Here is a 17,241-nt window from a genome sequence, read left to right as displayed (position 1 = left end):
CTGAGCAGTGTGGTTTTGCCGGCGCCGTTTCGACCCACGCAGGTCACCACTTGGCCCGGTGCTACCCCGAGATCGATATCGAATAAAACCTTCGCTTCACCGTAAGAAACATTCAGGCCTCTGACCGCCAGTATTTCGCCGTTATTCATCGTGATGAACTCCGCCTGTGCAGGCACGCCCGGTTCACTCGGCAGAGGCGTCGATCTGCCAGTAGCTTCTGCGCACCTCCGGGTCCCGGAGACATTCCTCATACCCGCCGTCGGCAATGATTTTGCCATCATGCATGACGGTGAGTCTCTCCAGGAAATCTTCCACCTGGGAAATTTTGTGCTCCACAATCAGTATCGTTTGCTTGCCCACGCGCTTCCTCAGCACCCCCAGGACCTCTTTGATTTCCGATTCGCCCAGCCCCGCCAGAGGTTCGTCCAGCAGCAACACCTCGGGCTCGGCCAGGATGGCCATGGCAATCTCCAGCCGTCTCTTCTCACCCAGGCTGAGATGCCTCACCTGTCTGTCGGACACATCCTGAAGGTCGAAGGTTTCCAGGGATTCGGCGATTTTTTCTTCTTGGCGGTATCGCTTGCAGGTGGTCAGGAGCAGGGAAAGCAGCGACGATTTTTTATGCGCCCTGAAAAAGGACAGGACCAGGTTATCGATCACCTTGAGATTGTCGAAAGTGGAGGTCAGCTGAAAGGTTCGCATCATCCCCATGGCCACCCGCTTTTGCGGCGACACGTGGGTGACGTCTTCCCCTTTATATAGGATGGTCCCCTCATCGGGCGGGTAATACCCGGTAATGAGGTTGAAGAAGGTGGTTTTCCCGGCCCCGTTTGACCCAATGATCCCCGCCACTTCGTTTTCACGCAGCAAATAATTAACGCGGTCAACGGCGATCAATTCGCCGAATCGTTTGGTGACATTTTCGGTTCTGATGATTTCCGCACCCGCATCCGCGCTCACAGCCTGCCCCTTTCCTGGGTTCCGCCCCGGTGTGAGGATGTTACAGACACCGGGGCGGAGAAAGGTTTAATAACCCAGAGACTTCAGAGTCGGCATCACCGAATCGCCGCCCTGGTAGCCTACGACCTTAAAGAGATCCCATTCGTGTTTCTGCTCGCCGGGACCTTTTCCCTTGACCAAGAAGGCAGCGTACTTGTATACCGCCGCATGATCCTCGCGCCATCTGGCAGCACCTTTGACCGTCTTGAACTCGCCTTTATTCGCCATCAGAGCTGCGGACACCTTTTTCGGCTCAAAGGACCCGGCAGCCTGAAACCCCCTGAACATCTCCATGTATGCGACATAAGCAATGGTTGCATAGGCATCGGGAGGCCTCTTGTATTTTGACCGATACAGATCGGTAAACTCCTTGGCGCTTTTTGCCAATTCCTTGTCTTCGAAGCCGCTCAGGTCATAGTAAAAATAATGCATCGAGTAGACGCCCTCCAGCGCCTCGGGGGGAATGCCCTTGGCGACCACGTTCGTGATGAAGGCATTGAAAATGGTCATTTCCTTGTTGAGTCCCATCTGCTGGACCTGTTTCAAGAGCGCCACGGCATCGGCCGCAAATTGCGCGGAGATGAAAACATCCGGCTTTGCCGCCCGAACTTTCTGTAAAACGGTCGTGTAGTCACTGGTTCCCAACGAAACCTCGTCATACCCGACGATCTCGGCGCCGAATTCCTTGGCGGCAGCAGTGGCACCGTCCCGCATGTCCCATCCCCAGCTATCGGCGCGGGCTAAGAAGAAAATACGCTTCTTGCCCAGCGTTTTGACGGCCGCCTGGCCGGCCATGTATCCAACCGTCCAGGGGCTGAATGCCGCAGCGAAGGTGGAATCGGCCAGCTTGCCCTTCAAGAAAGCTTCCTTGGCCATGACGCAAACAGGAAAATAGGGCATCGGCTCTTTGGTCGCCATGGCATTGATGGCGTACGCGAGCGGAGCCCAGGTCTGACCGCCCACGCCCTTAACCCCTTCTGAAACCATGTAACGGTAGCGTCGGACGCCCACATCCTGCTTGGCTTCGTCATCGGCGACAACGCCTTCCACCTTTACATTACCCCAGGGCATTTTGAGTCCGCCCTTTTCATTGATGACATCCACCGCCAGCAGCGCACCTTCCTTCTGGGTTTCCGCCACCGCCGCAAACGTGCCGGTGAGCGGAAGCAGGATACCGACCTTTATTTTGTCGGGATTGGCCGCCAGGGTGTTCCCGGAATTAAAAACGCCGCAAAATACGAAAATAGAAAGTAGAACCAGAAACTTTTTCATTTGTACCTCCTCTTGAATATGCTGGATTTCAGATCCTCTATGAAGGGCCTAGATTCTTAATTTATGTAACTTTTCATCACCTCCTTGTAGAATATTCTGGTGCCCGAAACACCATTAACCTTGCCCAACGCCCTATGGTAGGAAATCGCTTTTTGGTATTGCGAGTATAATGGGAAGGCGATGGTGTGTCAAGGAAATTTGAGCACAATGTGGATGTTCTATGAGGCGGACAAGGAGTGTTTTCAACGGTTTGGGGAGACCCGTCAAGCGTTTTGAGGTTCACCCGGGCACACCGGTTCCTTCCGTCCCGTATTCCTGGTCTTTACGATCGGATGTAAGAGTCCCGGGGATAGTCGGGGTCACGATAGAGGTGACCATAACCGAGAGAAAACATGAATACTCTTGGGTTTTTCAAAATTAATGACTTCAGGAAGTTATCTTTCAATTAGGTTATCAATCGATCCGCAAAACTTTAGCTCCGCGGATTTTTTTTTGCTTAAGTTCCCTCAAAGCTTGGTTGGCCTCTTCCAGTCGAAACTCTTGAACTTGTGGCCGAAGCGGAATTTTAGCCGCCAATTGCAAAAACTCGCTCACGTCATTTCTATCCACGTTGGCTACGCTCTTTATCTCTTTTTCCTGCCAGAGATGTTGAGCGTAATCTAATTTTAAAAGAAATTCTTTGTCAATTTCTTCTTTGCGAATGGCATTGATAACCAATCTTCCGCCTTTTTCCAGATTTTTCATACCCTCCACGATCGGCTTCCATGCGGGGGTGGTGTCTATTGCGCAGTTCAATTTTTCTGGCGAATCGTCTTCCATCTCACCAGCCCAAAAAGCTCCAAGTTCCCTGGCAAAATTCCTTTCTCTTTCGGTCCGGGCAAAAACGAAAATTTTGGAGTTCGGATACTTGTGCTTGGCCAGCTGGATCACCAGGTGGGCGGAAGCGCCGAACCCGATGAGTCCAAGATTTTTTCCGGCTTCCATTCCCGTTAACCGGAGGGATCGGTAACCGATCGCTCCGGCACATAGAAGGGGCGCTGCTTCCAGGTCGGAAAAGACCTCCGGAATGGCATAGGCAAATTCTTCCCGGATAGCCGTATATTGGGCATAGCCTCCATCCATATCCCTGCCCGTAGCCTTGAATTCAGGGCATAAATTCTCATTCCCTCCGAGGCAAAACTGGCATTTTCCGCAGGTGGAGCCTATCCAGCCGATACCCACACGATCTCCCATCCTGAATTTAATTGCTCTGCTTCCCGCTTCTTCCACTCTGCCGACAATTTGATGGCCCAAAACAACCGGAAGTCGGGGTGGAGGAGTCCTCCCCTCAATCTCATCCAATTCCGTGTGGCAAATGCCGCAGGCCGAGACTCTTACCAAAATCTCTTTTTCTTTCGGGGTTGGATCGGGTAAATCCATAAGTTCCAGAGGATTTTGTTTTTCTTCCAGGTTATAGATCTGCTTTAACACCATGGCTTTCATGTCGGCTGCACTCCTTTTTCATCGGAACAGGAATATATTTTATTCTCCGCACAAAAGAAAAAAGCCAACACGTTTAAAAAATAAAAGTGTTGGCTTTTCCAAGCGCCACCCTCTTCGATAAAAGAATTAATTTAAAACTTTAAGCCACCCGATCCATCCACCCGTACGGATCTTTGATTTTTCCGTATTGAATGCCCAGGATAAAATCGTAGAGCTTTTTGGCAAGGGGGCCTACTTTTCCACCATTGACCAGGTAGGTTTTCCCCCGGTAGGCAAGTTTGCCTACCGGAGAGATTACCGCTGCTGTTCCGGCGGCAAATATTTCCTGCAACGTTCCGGATTCCATGGCGAAAATCACTTCATCCAGGCTAATTTTCCGTTCCGAGACCTTCAATTCCCAATTGCGAGCGATGTGCAAAACGGAATCCCGGGTGACTCCCGGTAAAATCGTTCCATCCAAAGAAGGAGTGATCAATTCATCACCGAGGTAAAAGAAAATATTACTGGTGCCCACTTCTTCGGCGTATTTGCGCTCAATGGCGTCCAGCCAGAGCACCTGGGTATATCCCAGTTCATGGGCTTCCTCTGCGGCCAATAAGCTGGCAGCATAGTTGGCCAACGTTTTAGCTTCTCCCAATCCCCCGCGGGCGGCCCGGATGTATTTTTCGCCAACATAAATATCCACCGGATTAAATCCCTGGGGGTAATACGTACCCACCGGCCCCAGGATGATATAAAAAAGATATTTCTTGGAGAGCTGAACCCCCAGAGCTGCTTCGACAGCAATCATGTTGGGGCGGATATAAAGGGAGGTCCCCGGCGCAGAAGGAACCCATTCTTTTTCCAGGCGAATGAGCTGCCGAGTCGCCTCCAGGGCAAATTCTACCTCCAGCTCTGGCATGCAGAGTCGCCTGGCCGAACGATTCATCCTTTCATAATTCATCCGCGGACGAAAAAGATAAATCTCTCCTTGGGGCCAGCGATAGGCTTTCAGGCCTTCAAAAACTTCCTGCCCGTAATGTAAAACCAATGCTGCCGGGTCTAAGGCAAGAGGATGGTAAGGCTCGATCCGTGGATTTTTCCAACCTTCTCCCTGTTGATAATCCATTAAAAACATGTGATCGGTTAAAAGCTTGCCGAAGCCCAATTCCGCATTCGGGGCCGGCTTCTTTTTTAATTGTTCAGGCGAAGCCTTGGTAATTGGAATTTCCGCCATAGATAGCACTCCCTTTTTTTATTAGTAAAAATGCTAAAAGTTCTTATACCATAAACGACATTTGAAAGGAAGGGGCAAAAAGATTATAACCCTTTTACGGCGGGCAAGAAAAGGTACGGTCATTCTCCGTGTGCTCTGCGGTGAATTGTTTTGTTTTTTTTAAAGAACTCTGGCCAGGGTCATTACGTCCACCCGTTTCGCTCCTGCTTTTAACAAGGCTTTTGAGCATTCCTGCACCGTCGCCCCAGTGGTGAAGACATCGTCGATGAGCAGGATTCGTTTGCCAGAAATGATCGCTGATTTTTTCACGGCAAAGGCACCGCGGATATTCTTTTTTCGTTCGGGACCGGAGAGTTCGGTTTGGGGTTGGGTATGGCGGATGCGCTGTAACGCCGTGAAATCGAGGGGAATCGAATGAACCCGGCTAATGCGGCGGGCCAAAAGCAGGGATTGATTAAAACCACGCTTCCTAAGGCGTTGGGGGTGAAGGGGAACAGAAAGGATGAGATCGAATTCTGAAAAAGTGAATTCAGGATCCTCGTATTCCGCCAGGAGGATGCCCAGCGGTTTGGCCAAACGGGAAATTCCCCGGAACTTGAAACGGGAGATAACCTCGGCCATCAACCCTTCATAAGGACCGATGGATCTCGCCTTGGTGAAATCCCAGTGTTCCGTGAGACACCCGGAACACAAGTGATCTTCGCCCATGGCTGTATTAAAACCCAGACCGCAACGAGGGCAATAAGGGTGAGAGAAAAATTTAATTTGCGAGAGACAAGAAGGGCAAGGCCGGCCAAGAGAGTTTTCATCCAGGATTTTTCCGCAAAGAGGGCATTGGGAGGGGAAAAAGAAGTCAACCAGAGCGCGCCAGAAAGGACCCATGCTTATATATTTACGGGATACGTATAAAAAGGGATGGCTGGCATCGATTTAGAGATTTCTGGGAGTTTGACGGTAAAGGTCCCCCAGCCATGGCATTGTTCGCAGAATCCTGACCATTCCCGCTGGGCCTTTCCGCAGGCCGAACAGGTATAGGAAGGGAGAGAGTATTTTTGGACCTCGAAGGCTTTTTCGTAGGCTTCGATGGCCCGCTGGAAATCTCCGCGGCGGTGGTAAGCCTGGCCCATGAGGATGTACAGTTCCGCAAAAGGTACCCCGGTCGACTCTAAATCCCGGAGTTGTTCCAGCGCCTCATCAATCATTTCTAAACGAATTAGCAACCGGCTATAAAAAAAACGCATGATGCTGTCTTCCGGGCGTTTTCTGAGATAATCAAGATAAAGGGTAAAAATTTTTTTGGGGCTGGCTTGGGAAAGATAGAAAGATTCCAGCCGTTCCAAAAAAATCGGATTCCAGGAGGATTCCAAGGCCTTTATCCAGATCTGGCTGGCTTCATCAGGCGAACCCTGGCGCTGGAGAACATCTCCCAAAGACACGTAGGCCGGATAGAATTCCCGGTCTTCGCGGATGATTTCCCGCAAAGCTTTCTCCGCCTCTTTAAACTTTCCCTTTTGAGCCAGTTCTTCCCCAAACCTATATTCCAAGCCGAGCATGACTTTTTTTTCTACTAAGGCGTTTTCTTTTTCTTTCGTATATTTAACCAGGTTCTTCTGGGTCTCATAGGCTTCCGGCCAATTGCCTTGCAGAATATAAAGCTCCCTTTTTTTGCGCAAAGCCTCGCGATTTTCGGGGTCCCGCTCGAGGATATGATCCAGGGTTTCAAGAGCCAAAATATATTCCTGGCGGGCAAGGTAGTTTTTTTGAAGGTCGAAAAGAAGTTCCAGATTTTCGGGGTCAATCGCCTTCGCCCGGAGGAGAATATCGATGGCCTGGTCAGGTTCCCCTTCGAGCGAGTGGAGATTGGCCAAGGATAGATAGGAGGGTAAATGCTGTGAGTTTTTTTCAATGATCATGGCCAAAATGTCTTTGGCCTTATGAACGTTTCCCTTCATCATCTGTTCCAGACCATCACTGTATCGCTCCTGAATAAGCTCTTCCTTCTTCTGTCGTTTAGAGGAGCGCCAAAGATCGAAGGCCCGCTTGGTATCGACGAATAGGGTGACTAAAAAAACAAAAAAAGCACCGATGAAAAAAGCACCAAAAGCGATCAAAGCCGGGGATATGGATATGGAACGATCATGGTACAAGGTAAATTCGATTACTTCCGGGTTAAGGAAGAAGAGGTAGCCGAAAACAATGATGACGAGGATAAAAATAAAGAAATGGACGCGGGAGAACATAATGGGCTCCTTCTACTTGTGGTACGGCTCCCCCCGGAGAAGGGTAAAAGCCCGATATATTTGTTCCAAGAGAAGCATTCTGGCCATGCTGTGCACTAGGGTCATCGGAGAAAGCGCAAGGCGAAAATCAGCTTCTTTCTTCAGCGAATCGTCCAGCCCATAAGGACCCCCCAGAATAAAGGAAATTTTTTTCCTGCTATTTTTCTCCAAAAAAAGGGCAAAAGCTTCGGAGGAAAGGAATTTTCCCCGTTCATCCAAAACTACCGTAAACCCGGCAGGGGATAGTTTTTCCCGGATCCTTAGCCCTTCTTGATGGATGATATATTCCCTTTTGCCCTTTCCAGGGATTCTTTCTTCCGGGACCACAATCAACCGCAAGTCGGCATAACGACGGATCCTTTCGCCATAGACCGTGCACCCATCCCGGATAAATGGTTCCGTAATCCGGCCAATGGCAATAAGGGTCAGCTGCAATTATTTCCTCAGGGACCTGGCCTTGGTACTTTCCGTTTCGGCGGCAAATCAATTTTCGGAGCGTCAAACCAGAGTCTTTCCAAATCGTAAAATTCCCGCACCGGATGGTAAAAGATATGAATAACCACTTCCCCATAATCCAGAAGAACCCAGCGTCCTTCGCGCTTCCCTTCTATGCCCAAAGGGAAAAGACCTTTTTCGGCCAATTTTCCTTCGATATGGGAGGCAATGGCCTGGACCTGGCGGTCAGAATTCCCGCTACAAATCACAAAGTAATCGGTGAATGAAGAAAGGTTTTGAATCGACAGGATGACCAGGGCGATGGCTTTATGGTCCAACGCCGCCCGAGCGCAGAGGAAAGCTTTTTCTTTAGAACTTGAAGGGTTCAACCTACCGATTCGCTATCCTTCGTATGATAGAGTTTATTCCTGTAAATAAATTCTTCTACCGCGTGAGGCAGGAGATATTTCACCGAACGCCCTTTTTGGAAATTTTCCCGGATTTTTGTAGAGGAAATATCCAAAGCCGTAATCTCCTTCGGAAATACACCATATCCGGAACGGTGGATGTATCCAGTTTTCTGCTCATCATAACAAAAATATCTTGCCAATTCAACCGGAAGATGCTCCGCCGAGAATTTTTTTTCAAAGCCCGGCCGGGTCATAATGATGAAATGGCAGAGTTCGAAAAGGTCGGTGTATTGTTTCCAGGTATTGACCTCCAGGAAAGCATCCAAGCCGAGAATAAAATAGAGATCCGTTTGCGGTCCGAATTGCTGGCGGAAATGGCCAACCGTCTCCACTGAATAAGATTTCCCCTGCCGATTGAGTTCCACCTCCGAGAGGAAAAAGTGCGCATTGCCCGCAAGGGCCAACTGAGCCATTTCCACTCGTAAGGAAGCAGAAAGAATCTCATCTGTCTTTTTGTGCGGAGGATAGGCTGAAGGAATAAAAATGATCCGGTCGAGTTGAAAGGACTCGTAAATCTCCTCGGCCGAACGAAGGTGGCCAAAATGAATGGGGTTGAAGGTTCCTCCGAAAAGCCCGATTTTCTTCATAGGCGGATCTGCCCGGACCCGTAAACAATAAATTTCGAGGTGGTCAAGTCCTCCACCCCCATAGGACCGAAGGCGTGAAGTTTCGTGGTACTGATCCCAATCTCCGCCCCCAATCCCAGCTGGTATCCATCGCTGAAGCGAGTGGAAGCATTGACCAACACTGTCGAAGATGGAACCTCTTGGATAAACCTCTGGGAGTTGGAGTAATCCTGAGTAACGATGGAATCCGTATGGGAAGAACCGTATTGAATAATGTGGCCGATGGCTTCATCCAGCCCAGCCACTACCCGCACGGCCAGGATTAAATCCAGGAACTCCTTACCCCAATCGCCCTTTCTGGCCGCTTTTATAGAAGGAAGAAAACGCTTTGCCTCGGGACATCCCCGAAGTTCCACACCAGCAGTTATGAACTTTTCAGCCATCCTGGGCAGGAATTGCGGGGCAATATCCCTGTGAACCAAAAGCGTTTCCATAGCGTTGCAGACACCCGGACGCTGGACTTTGGCGTTGAAACAGATGGACTCAGCCATGGCCAGGGCGGCAGAAGCATCCACAAATATATGGCAAACGCCTTTGTAATGTTTGATCACCGGGATTTTGGAATGGGAGACGACAAAACGAATCAGGTCTTCCCCGCCCCGCGGAATGATCAGGTCGATGTATTCTTCTAACTGGAGCATCTCTTCTACGGCTCGGCGGGAAACGGTGGGGATTACCTGGATGGCTGCGGGGGGGATTCCATGGTGTTTCCCGACGGCCTGCAGGATTGCGGCGATGGCCAAGTTGGAGTGAATGGCTTCGGAACCGCCCCGCAGGATGACGGCATTGCCGGCCTTCAGGCAAAGACCGGCGGCATCCGAGGTAACGTTCGGTCGGGATTCGTAAATGATCCCAATGACTCCTAGGGGGATCCGCATCTTTCCCACCCAGAGGCCATTGGGTCGCTTCCACATCTTGCTCACTTGGCCGACCGGATCTGGAAGCAGAGCCACTTCCTGCAAGCTTTCAGCCATTTCTTGGATGACCCCATCACTGAGGGTCAAACGGTCAATCAGCGCTGAAGAAAGCCCGGCTTTCCGGGCAGAAGTTAAATCGCTGGCGTTGGCCTTTTTCAATTGGGGAGCTGAGCAGATCAACTCTTCCGCCATCTCTTTCAGGGCCGAATTCTTGGTCGAAGTGGAAAGGTTGGCCAATAAATGACTGGCTTCCCGGGCTTGCCGGGCCATCTCGCGCATTTCATCTTTCAAAGCCATTCTTTACTCCGTAAAATCTGCAATCAGAGATCTGCAATCCGCAATTCGTTAAAGTATCACCAGGTCATCCCGATGGATGATCTCGTCGCCGTATTTATAGCCGAGCTTGTTTTCTACCTCGGTGGTTTTTAATCCTTTGATCTTGTTAATTTCAGCGGATCCATAGTTGGATAATCCTTTGGCAAACTCCTGTTTCTGAAGGTCGACGAGGACGACCGGATCCCCCAGGCTAAATTCCCCTTCCGCTGCCAGGACTCCGGAAGGAAGTAAACTCTTCCCTTTTTGCAGGATGGCTTTCTTGGCGCCGTCGTCCACAATGATCCTTCCTTGCGGCTCCAAAGTGAAAGCGATCCAATGTTTACGGCTGTTAAGTTTATTGACTTCGGAGGTAAATAGGGTTCCCACGTCTTCGGCCTGAAAGATCCTTTCCAGGATCCCCTCCACCATGCCGTTGGCTAAAATCATTGGAACGCCGAAGAGAGCGGCCTTGCGAGCCGCCTGTAATTTGGTCACCATGCCGCCAATGCTGATGGGACTCAGGGTTCCGGAGGCCTTCTTTTCCATTTCCGGCGTGACTTGACGAACCAAGGGAATGAGTTTGGCGTTCTTAGACAGGCGCGGATCCCGGTCGTAGAGGCCGTCAATATCGCTTAAGATAATCAGCAGGTCGGCGTTGACCAGGCTGGTCACCAATGCCGAGAGGTTATCATTGTCCCCGAATTTAATTTCCTCCACAACGACGGTATCATTTTCGTTGATGATCGGAATCACCCCCAACCCTAAGAGGGTAAGAAGAGTATTGCGGGCGTTCAGGTAGCGTCTCCGGTTGGAAAGGTCATCGCGGGTGAGGAGAACCTGGGCCACTTTTTCTCCATAGCACGTAAAAGCGCGTTCATAATTCCACATCAGGGCACTTTGGCCGATGGCCGCCGCAGCCTGTTTCTGGGGGATGGTTTTGGGTTTTTCCAGGAGCCCGAGTCGGGCCATACCGGCGGCGATCGCTCCGGAAGAAACGATAACCATTTCGTAACCCTTTTTTTTCGCGGCACTGAGTTCCCGGGCCAACCGATCGAAAACGGCCTGGCTAAGGGATTTTCCCTTGGCCGTGAGAACCTGGCTACCCACTTTCAGAACGATCCGGTGAACCTTGTTCATTATGGTTTTACGGGTCATTCTTGCTTATCCTCTTTTAACCGTTGGGTGAGAGCCTTGGATAAAGATGCCAGGAGCCTGGGCAGGCCTTCTCCAGTCAAGGCAGAGATGGGATGAACTTCCTTTTTGATCTTTTTAAAGTAACGTCGGACCTCTATAAGATTCTGGCGGGCTTCGGGTACATCAATTTTATTCAAGGCGACAACTTGTGGTTTAGCCGCCAGCCTCGGGCTAAAAAGGGAAAGTTCCTGATTCAGGGCCAAATAATCCTCTAGGGGGTCACGCTGGCTAGTGCCGGAGATGTCTAATAAGTGGAGGAGAAGAGATGTTCGTTCTATATGGCGGAGAAACCTCAAACCCAAACCTGCCCCTTCGTGGGCCCCGGTGATAATCCCGGGGATGTCCGCCACTACCATGGGCTTATGATCGCCGAAAGTGACCACTCCTAAATGGGGAACCAGAGTCGTGAAGGGATAATCGGCAATTTTGGGGCGGACGGCAGAGATCTTAGAAATGAGGGTAGACTTCCCCGCATTGGGGAAGCCGACGATGCCCACATCGGCCATCAATTTCAATTCAAGAAGGAGCCATCGTTCTTCTCCCGTTTGCCCGAGTTCAGCGTGGCGGGGAGCTTGAAGGGTAGGGGTAGCAAAATGCGCATTGCCCCGGCCACCCCAACCCCCTGGGGCCACAATAAAGGTTTCTCCCTTTTTTGTAAAATCGCTGAGGATTTCTCCGCTGGCGGCATCGCGGACGATTGTTCCTACTGGAACGGGAAGGATGAGGGGAGGAGCGCTGCGCCCTTCCTGATTTTTTCCTTTACCGTGCTGGCCTCGTTTGGCGTGGTAATGCTGCTGGTAGCGAAAATCGAGAAGCGTGGTGATCTGGCTATCAGCCTTTAAGATCACGTCTCCGCCTTTTCCCCCGTCGCCGCCGTTGGGTCCTCCACGGGGGACATGTTTTTCACGGCGAAAGCTAAGGCAACCGTTTCCTCCGTCTCCAGCTTTGACGAAGATTTTCGCTTCATCAACAAATTTGATCGGTCAAACTCCCAAGACACGTAACACCCGTTAAATTTCCCCTGCCAGCAAAGTTACCTTATACTTGGATCCCTTCGGCCGGGAGGGCGTATACGCTGACTTTCTTTCGTTCTCTATCGAGTCGCTCAAAGGTGACAACGCCATCAATCTTCGCGAAAAGGGTGAAATCTTTCCCCATCCCCACATTGACACCCGCATGGATACGGGTACCGTGTTGCCGAACCAGGATCGATCCGGCATGAACTTTTTGTCCGCCGAAACGTTTCACTCCTAACCTTTGACTGGCGCTGTCTCTCCCGTTCCTTGAGCTTCCCTGTCCTTTTTTATGAGCCATGCTTCCTCCAAGAAACCCTTGCACTCCAAGGGTTACTGCACATTGATTTCTTTAATTTTCAGGGTAGTGAAGGATTGACGATGCCCTTTTCTCCGGGCATATCCTTTACGGCGTTTCATCTTGAAGACGATCACTTTCTTGGCTCTTTGCTGTCCCAGGATCTCCCCAACAATTTTGACGTTGGGAAGTAAAGGTTTCCCGGCAAAGACTTTCTCTCCTTCCGCGTACCAAAGAACGTCTTTGAGTTCCACTGCATCGCCAGTCTTACCTTCCATTTTTTCCACCCGGATCGTATCCCCCGGGGAAATTTTGTACTGCTTACCACCCGTACGGATTATTGCGTACACAGGATCCTCCAAATTTTTGAATTCATTCAGGCACCAATGGCTATCAACTGTAAATCAAAAAAATATGTACCCCTTACCGCTTAGATCGTTGGTTCCATTGCCGAAATCAAAAATCTAAACGGGCTTAGCCGTCCCTATGAGCTTGCTGCTTTTAAGAGCATAAAAATTTAATTAACTATTATAAAATTTCTGATTCCTTTTTGTCAAAGGAAAACTGCCCATTGCTGCTGTTAATTTCAAATTGTTCCAGGTGATAGTCGCTTTTGCCTCTGACAACGATTCTTTTGCTAAATCGCTTTTCTATTTTTTCTATCTCACAACGGGCCTCATCATACATGAAATTAGCTACATTGGGGTGAACATTTACCAGAATATTCCCCCCGCGCAGGTCGCGAATATCCCGCTGAATTTCCCGAAGAATCTCCTGGCAGATGGTCGAGCGAGATTTAAGGAAACCCCGACCTTCGCAGTAAAAGCATCTCTCGCTGAGAATCCGTCCCAAGCTTTCCCGGGTGCGTTTACGGGTCATTTCCACCAGTCCCAGTTCGGAGATTTTCAGAATATTGGTTTTACTCTTGTCTTTTTTTAGGGCCTCCATAAGAGCCTGAAAAACCTTCTCCCGACTGGACTCTTTTTCCATATCGATGAAATCAATGATGATGATCCCGCCGATGTTGCGCAACCGAAGCTGGTAAGCAATCTCTTTAACCGCTTCCATGTTGGTTTTTAGGATCGTATCCTCTAAATTCCTTTTGCCCACATAACGCCCGGTATTCACGTCGATAACGGTCAAAGCTTCGGTCATTTCGATGACGATATAACCGCCAGATTTAAGCCAGACTCTTCGGCCCAAGGCCCGGCTGATTTCCATTTCGATCCCAAAAAAATCGAAGAGGGGCTCTTCCTTATCGTAGAGTTCAATGGAAGATTTCAGTTGGGGCATGAAAGTCTCGCAAAAATCCTGGATTTCTCGGAATTCCTCTTCCGAATCGATTACGGCACGCTCCACATCCAGGGTGAATAAATCCCGGATGACCCGCAGCGTAATATCCAGGTCTTTGTGCAGCAGGCTAGGCACTGGGCTCGTGGCTTTGCGTTTCTGGATGTTGTTCCACATTTTCAGGAGAAAATCCATATCCTGGCGCAGTTCAGCCTCCCCTTTCCCTTCGGAAGCCGTGCGCACGATTAATCCGCAACCGGCGGGTTTAATGCGCTGGATAATCTCCCGGAGGCGTCGCCGTTCGGCTTCGTTTTCGATCCGGCGGGATACGCCAACTTGGTCCACCATGGGCATAAGAACCAAATGGCGCCCAGGAAGGGAAATGTGGGAAGTAATCCGGGCTCCCTTCGAGCCTAAAGGCTCTTTGGAAACTTGGACAAGAACTTCTTGCCCTTCATGCAATAGGTCTTCAATTTGGAACGGAGTGTTCAGGTCCAATATATCTTCATCTTCACTGCTCGGAATTCCGTTGGCGTCGTCCTCTTGGGCCCGCATCATGAGTTCCAAATCGTCGAAGCCCTGATGGACGTCGGTGACGTACAGGAAGGCCGCTTTATCCAATTCGATATCCACAAAGGCCGCTTGCATGCCTGGAAGCACTCGGACGACCCGGCCTTTGTAAATGTTCCCGCTAATCCCTTGATCCGAGTTGCGCTCCAGATACATTTCTACGAGAACGCCGTTCTCTAAAAGGGCAACTCGAGTTTCCCCAGAATTAACATTGATCAGAATTTCGTTAGCCATGGGTCTGATTCCCTGAACTCTGCTTGGAGTTTTTGTACGATCATTGTAGGCCTCTTCTCTTTAGGCCACCCGAAGATAAAATCCAGAATTTTCTCCGGTCGGATCGTTCCCCCTTCCCCAGAACGAATCCTCATCTGCAAAGTAACCTTGTCCACCCAATCGATGGATTCCACCAACTTTTTCAGGTCGAAAGATTTGTTTTTTTGGGCCTCCCAAGCCACTATTTTTTCTTCCCGGTGGAAGAGTTCAATTTTTTCTTCCCGAAGCTCACCAGGATCTGAAAAGCGGATTAAGTACAAATTATTAATAATACTAACAAAAACAGAAGGAGATTTCAATAAAATTTCTTTCGTTTCTAAGAATTTAATGCCAGGCGGGAGGACATTGTTCATGCGTAAAGTAATCTCCTGGGGATGGATGTCGCCCTGAATTTGGAAATCCAAAAATTCCGCCCAACTTTCATACCCGACGGGGAGGGGAGGGCCAAAAGAAACCCGGGGTAAGGGATGGAATCCCTGAGAAAAGGCCAATGGAATCCGGGCCCGGCGGAAAGCTCGGGTCAACAACCGAGTGAGATCGAGATGGCCCAAAAACTTCATTGCACCAAATTTAGCATAATGCGAGCGAAAGCGGTGAATCGGGGGGGGAGGGATTTTTGTTTTTTGGGCTCGAAAAGCTTCTTGAGATCGATCCTCATTCTTATCGGCTAAGCGGTTATGGAAAAGTTCAACTCCATAGCAAACCCCGCAGCCGGTGCAAGAGGCCTCACGACAATCAACAGTGGCTACCCCCTGAAAGGCTTTGTGGCGTTCTTCCCGAAGAAACCGCTTACTCACTCTCGAATCCAGATGGTCCCAGGGCAAAATTTCATCCAATTCCCGCAGGCGCTGGGCGAAAAAGGAGGGCTCGAGGTTAGTCCGGGCAAAAGCTTTTTCCCACCGTTCCCAACAAAAATGATCTCCCCAACCATCCAATCGACAACCCAATTGGTAAGCCATTTCCAGAGTACGCCCCAACCTGCGGTCGCCACGAGCAAAGACTCCTTCCAGGAGGCTCAGGGGAGGATCCACCCATTTTAAACGTAGTCCATGCCGCTCCAAGTTTTTCCGCAAAAATTTCTGCTTCTGCGCGATTTCGGTCATAGATAGCTGAGGTTCCCATTGGAAGGGGGTATGGGCTTTGGGAATGAAAGTGGATATGCTGATGTTAATTCGCGCGGAACCCTTGGCGCGTCGCGCCTCTGCCAGAGCCCTGCGGCATAGAGCAACGATTCCCTGCAGGTCTTCCTCTGTTTCCGTAGGAAGGCCGATCATAAAATAAAGTTTCACTAACTGCCAGTTGGCCGAAAAAACAGCATGGATACTGGCCAGGAGGTCTTCCTCTGTGTTGCCCTTGTTGATAACTTGGCGAAGGCGGGTTGTTCCGGCTTCGGGAGCCAAGGTAAATCCAGTCTTGCGTACTTCCCTAATTTTTTGGATAAGAGAAGGCTTGAGGGTTTCTACGCGGAGGGAGGGAAGGGAAACAGCCACCCGCTCATTACGGTATTGATCGATAACGTTCGTGAGCAAAGGCTCGAGGCAGGAATAATCTCCTGTGCTCAGGGAAAGGAGGGAGACTTCATCATGGCCGGTGTTTTTCAGACCTTCTTCAATGAGTTGGCAAATTTTTTGGAAGGAACGCTCTCTCACGGGGCGGTAGATCATGCCAGCCTGGCAGAAACGGCACCCGCGAGTGCAGCCTCGGGCAATTTCGATGTTCAGGCGATCGTGGATAATTTCCATGAAAGGCAGAATGGGATGCTGAGGAAAATCCCCCTTATTCAAATCTGGAAGGATGCGACGGGAAACCGTTGCATAATTCTCTGCCAGCGGGATGATGCGCTCGACCCTCCCATCTGAACGGTATTCCACCCGGAAAAAAGAAGGGATGTAAACCGACTCAATCCGGGAGAGCCTGGTCAAAAGGTTGGCCCGGGATTCAGCCTTCTCGCGGGAAGAGATAATTGCGCGGCTGATTTCTAAGACCACTTCTTCCCCATCCCCCAGGACAAAGGCATCAAAAAAATCGGCCAACGGTTCCGGATTCAGGGCGCAGGGCCCCCCTCCGATAATGAGCGGGTCTTTTTCTCCCCGTTCAGTAGAGCGGAGAGGGATTCCAGAGAGGTCTAAAATGTTCAAGACACCGGTATAGTTGAGCTCATACTGTAAGGAGAAGCCGATAACGTCAAACTCCTTCAAGGGAACAGAGGATTCCAGGGATGTTAAAGGAAGGTCCTTATCCCGGAGAAGCTTTTCCATATCAGGCCAGGGAGCAAAAACCCGCTCACAGGCAATCTCTGGGTCCTGGTTGAGGATGTGATAAAGGATCTGAAAACCGAGGTGGGACATGCCGACTTCATAAACATCCGGGAAGGCCAAGGCAAACTTCAGCCGGGTGCTGTCCAGATCTTTGACCACGGAATTGATTTCCCCGCCGATATAGCGTGATGGTTTGGAAACGGAAAGCAGGTCTTCTTTGATCATGATAAAAATATTAACATTCCCCTACGGAGGTGGCAAATGGTTTGTCTTATGCTAAAATTCTTAAAAGCAGTCCCACCCGTGATTGGTTGCGGCTGTCTTACCGTACTGC

General features: G+C 50.1%; 17 protein-coding genes. All 17 read right to left on the bottom strand.

Annotated features, from left to right (window positions below):
* The coding region (locus Q7V48_10705; GenBank protein ID MDO9211197.1) for an ATP-binding cassette domain-containing protein at positions 1-149 on the bottom strand (149 nt) is incomplete at its 3' end.
* A 34-nt stretch (positions 150-183) separates the two neighbouring features.
* A complete protein-coding gene (locus Q7V48_10700) occupies positions 184-960 on the bottom strand; it encodes an ABC transporter ATP-binding protein (protein MDO9211196.1) in 777 nt (258 codons plus the stop codon).
* A 66-nt stretch (positions 961-1,026) separates the two neighbouring features.
* Positions 1,027-2,271 carry an ABC transporter substrate-binding protein gene (locus tag Q7V48_10695; protein ID MDO9211195.1) on the bottom strand — a complete coding sequence of 415 codons (1,245 nt, stop codon included), beginning with the start codon at positions 2,269-2,271 and terminating at the stop codon, positions 1,027-1,029.
* A 453-nt stretch (positions 2,272-2,724) separates the two neighbouring features.
* Positions 2,725-3,753, bottom strand: a complete 1,029-nt coding sequence (locus tag Q7V48_10690; GenBank protein ID MDO9211194.1) for a zinc-dependent alcohol dehydrogenase family protein — start codon at positions 3,751-3,753, stop codon at positions 2,725-2,727.
* Between the two features lie 139 nt (positions 3,754-3,892).
* The gene (locus tag Q7V48_10685; GenBank protein ID MDO9211193.1) at positions 3,893-4,969 is read right to left on the bottom strand and encodes a branched-chain amino acid aminotransferase; all 1,077 of its coding nucleotides are present in this window, start codon (positions 4,967-4,969) and stop codon (positions 3,893-3,895) included.
* A 159-nt stretch (positions 4,970-5,128) separates the two neighbouring features.
* A complete protein-coding gene (locus Q7V48_10680) occupies positions 5,129-5,851 on the bottom strand; it encodes a ComF family protein (GenBank protein ID MDO9211192.1) in 723 nt (240 codons plus the stop codon).
* A gap of 2 nt (positions 5,852-5,853) precedes the next feature.
* Positions 5,854-7,209 carry a tetratricopeptide repeat protein gene (locus Q7V48_10675; protein MDO9211191.1) on the bottom strand — a complete coding sequence of 452 codons (1,356 nt, stop codon included), beginning with the start codon at positions 7,207-7,209 and terminating at the stop codon, positions 5,854-5,856.
* Between the two features lie 12 nt (positions 7,210-7,221).
* A complete protein-coding gene (locus Q7V48_10670; GenBank protein ID MDO9211190.1) occupies positions 7,222-7,683 on the bottom strand; it encodes a 23S rRNA (pseudouridine(1915)-N(3))-methyltransferase RlmH in 462 nt (153 codons plus the stop codon).
* Positions 7,684-7,691: 8 nt separating this feature from the next.
* Entirely contained in the window at positions 7,692-8,072 is a 381-nt protein-coding gene (rsfS, locus tag Q7V48_10665; protein ID MDO9211189.1) for a ribosome silencing factor, read from the bottom strand.
* Entirely contained in the window at positions 8,069-8,740 is a 672-nt protein-coding gene (gene nadD / locus Q7V48_10660) for a nicotinate-nucleotide adenylyltransferase (GenBank protein ID MDO9211188.1), read from the bottom strand. The genes rsfS and nadD overlap by 4 nt, the downstream gene beginning before the upstream one ends.
* On the bottom strand, positions 8,737-9,993 hold the full coding sequence (locus Q7V48_10655; protein ID MDO9211187.1) for a glutamate-5-semialdehyde dehydrogenase: 1,257 nt from the start codon (positions 9,991-9,993) through the stop codon (positions 8,737-8,739). The genes nadD and Q7V48_10655 overlap by 4 nt, the downstream gene beginning before the upstream one ends.
* A 48-nt stretch (positions 9,994-10,041) precedes the next feature.
* Positions 10,042-11,166, bottom strand: coding sequence for a glutamate 5-kinase (proB, locus tag Q7V48_10650; GenBank protein MDO9211186.1), 1,125 nt, complete (start codon positions 11,164-11,166; stop codon positions 10,042-10,044).
* Entirely contained in the window at positions 11,163-12,161 is a 999-nt protein-coding gene (gene obgE, locus Q7V48_10645) for a GTPase ObgE (protein ID MDO9211185.1), read from the bottom strand. Before obgE ends, proB begins: the two co-directional genes overlap by 4 nt.
* 82 nt (positions 12,162-12,243) lie before the next feature.
* Positions 12,244-12,519, bottom strand: a complete 276-nt coding sequence (gene rpmA / locus Q7V48_10640; GenBank protein MDO9211184.1) for a 50S ribosomal protein L27 — start codon at positions 12,517-12,519, stop codon at positions 12,244-12,246.
* A 32-nt stretch (positions 12,520-12,551) separates the two neighbouring features.
* Positions 12,552-12,866, bottom strand: coding sequence for a 50S ribosomal protein L21 (rplU, locus tag Q7V48_10635; protein ID MDO9211183.1), 315 nt, complete (start codon positions 12,864-12,866; stop codon positions 12,552-12,554).
* Between the two features lie 178 nt (positions 12,867-13,044).
* On the bottom strand, positions 13,045-14,610 hold the full coding sequence (locus tag Q7V48_10630) for an Rne/Rng family ribonuclease (protein ID MDO9211182.1): 1,566 nt from the start codon (positions 14,608-14,610) through the stop codon (positions 13,045-13,047).
* Positions 14,592-17,132 (bottom strand): TIGR03960 family B12-binding radical SAM protein, encoded by a 2,541-nt coding sequence (locus tag Q7V48_10625; GenBank protein ID MDO9211181.1) that lies wholly within the window; start codon positions 17,130-17,132, stop codon positions 14,592-14,594. The genes Q7V48_10630 and Q7V48_10625 overlap by 19 nt, the downstream gene beginning before the upstream one ends.
* Positions 17,133-17,241: the final 109 nt, after the last annotated feature.

Source organism: Deltaproteobacteria bacterium, assembly GCA_030654105.1.
Lineage (GTDB): Bacteria > Desulfobacterota > SM23-61 > SM23-61 > SM23-61 > JAHJQK01.
This window is presented reverse-complemented; position numbering and strand designations above follow the sequence as displayed.

Excerpts from the sequence above, each read along its gene's own strand:
- nadD (MDO9211188.1), bottom strand. The coding sequence starts at position 8,740 with ATGAAGAAAATCGGGCTTTTCGGAGGAACCTTCAACCCCATTCATTTT.
- proB (MDO9211186.1), bottom strand. The coding sequence starts at position 11,166 with ATGACCCGTAAAACCATAATGAACAAGGTTCACCGGATCGTTCTGAAA.
- Q7V48_10690 (MDO9211194.1), bottom strand. The coding sequence starts at position 3,753 with ATGAAAGCCATGGTGTTAAAGCAGATCTATAACCTGGAAGAAAAACAA.
- Q7V48_10695 (MDO9211195.1), bottom strand. The coding sequence starts at position 2,271 with ATGAAAAAGTTTCTGGTTCTACTTTCTATTTTCGTATTTTGCGGCGTT.
- Q7V48_10685 (MDO9211193.1), bottom strand. The coding sequence starts at position 4,969 with ATGGCGGAAATTCCAATTACCAAGGCTTCGCCTGAACAATTAAAAAAG.
- rpmA (MDO9211184.1), bottom strand. The coding sequence starts at position 12,519 with ATGGCTCATAAAAAAGGACAGGGAAGCTCAAGGAACGGGAGAGACAGC.
- Q7V48_10630 (MDO9211182.1), bottom strand. The coding sequence starts at position 14,610 with ATGGCTAACGAAATTCTGATCAATGTTAATTCTGGGGAAACTCGAGTT.
- Q7V48_10680 (MDO9211192.1), bottom strand. The coding sequence starts at position 5,851 with ATGGGTCCTTTCTGGCGCGCTCTGGTTGACTTCTTTTTCCCCTCCCAA.
- Q7V48_10625 (MDO9211181.1), bottom strand. The coding sequence starts at position 17,132 with ATGATCAAAGAAGACCTGCTTTCCGTTTCCAAACCATCACGCTATATC.
- Q7V48_10675 (MDO9211191.1), bottom strand. The coding sequence starts at position 7,209 with ATGTTCTCCCGCGTCCATTTCTTTATTTTTATCCTCGTCATCATTGTT.
- Q7V48_10655 (MDO9211187.1), bottom strand. The coding sequence starts at position 9,993 with ATGGCTTTGAAAGATGAAATGCGCGAGATGGCCCGGCAAGCCCGGGAA.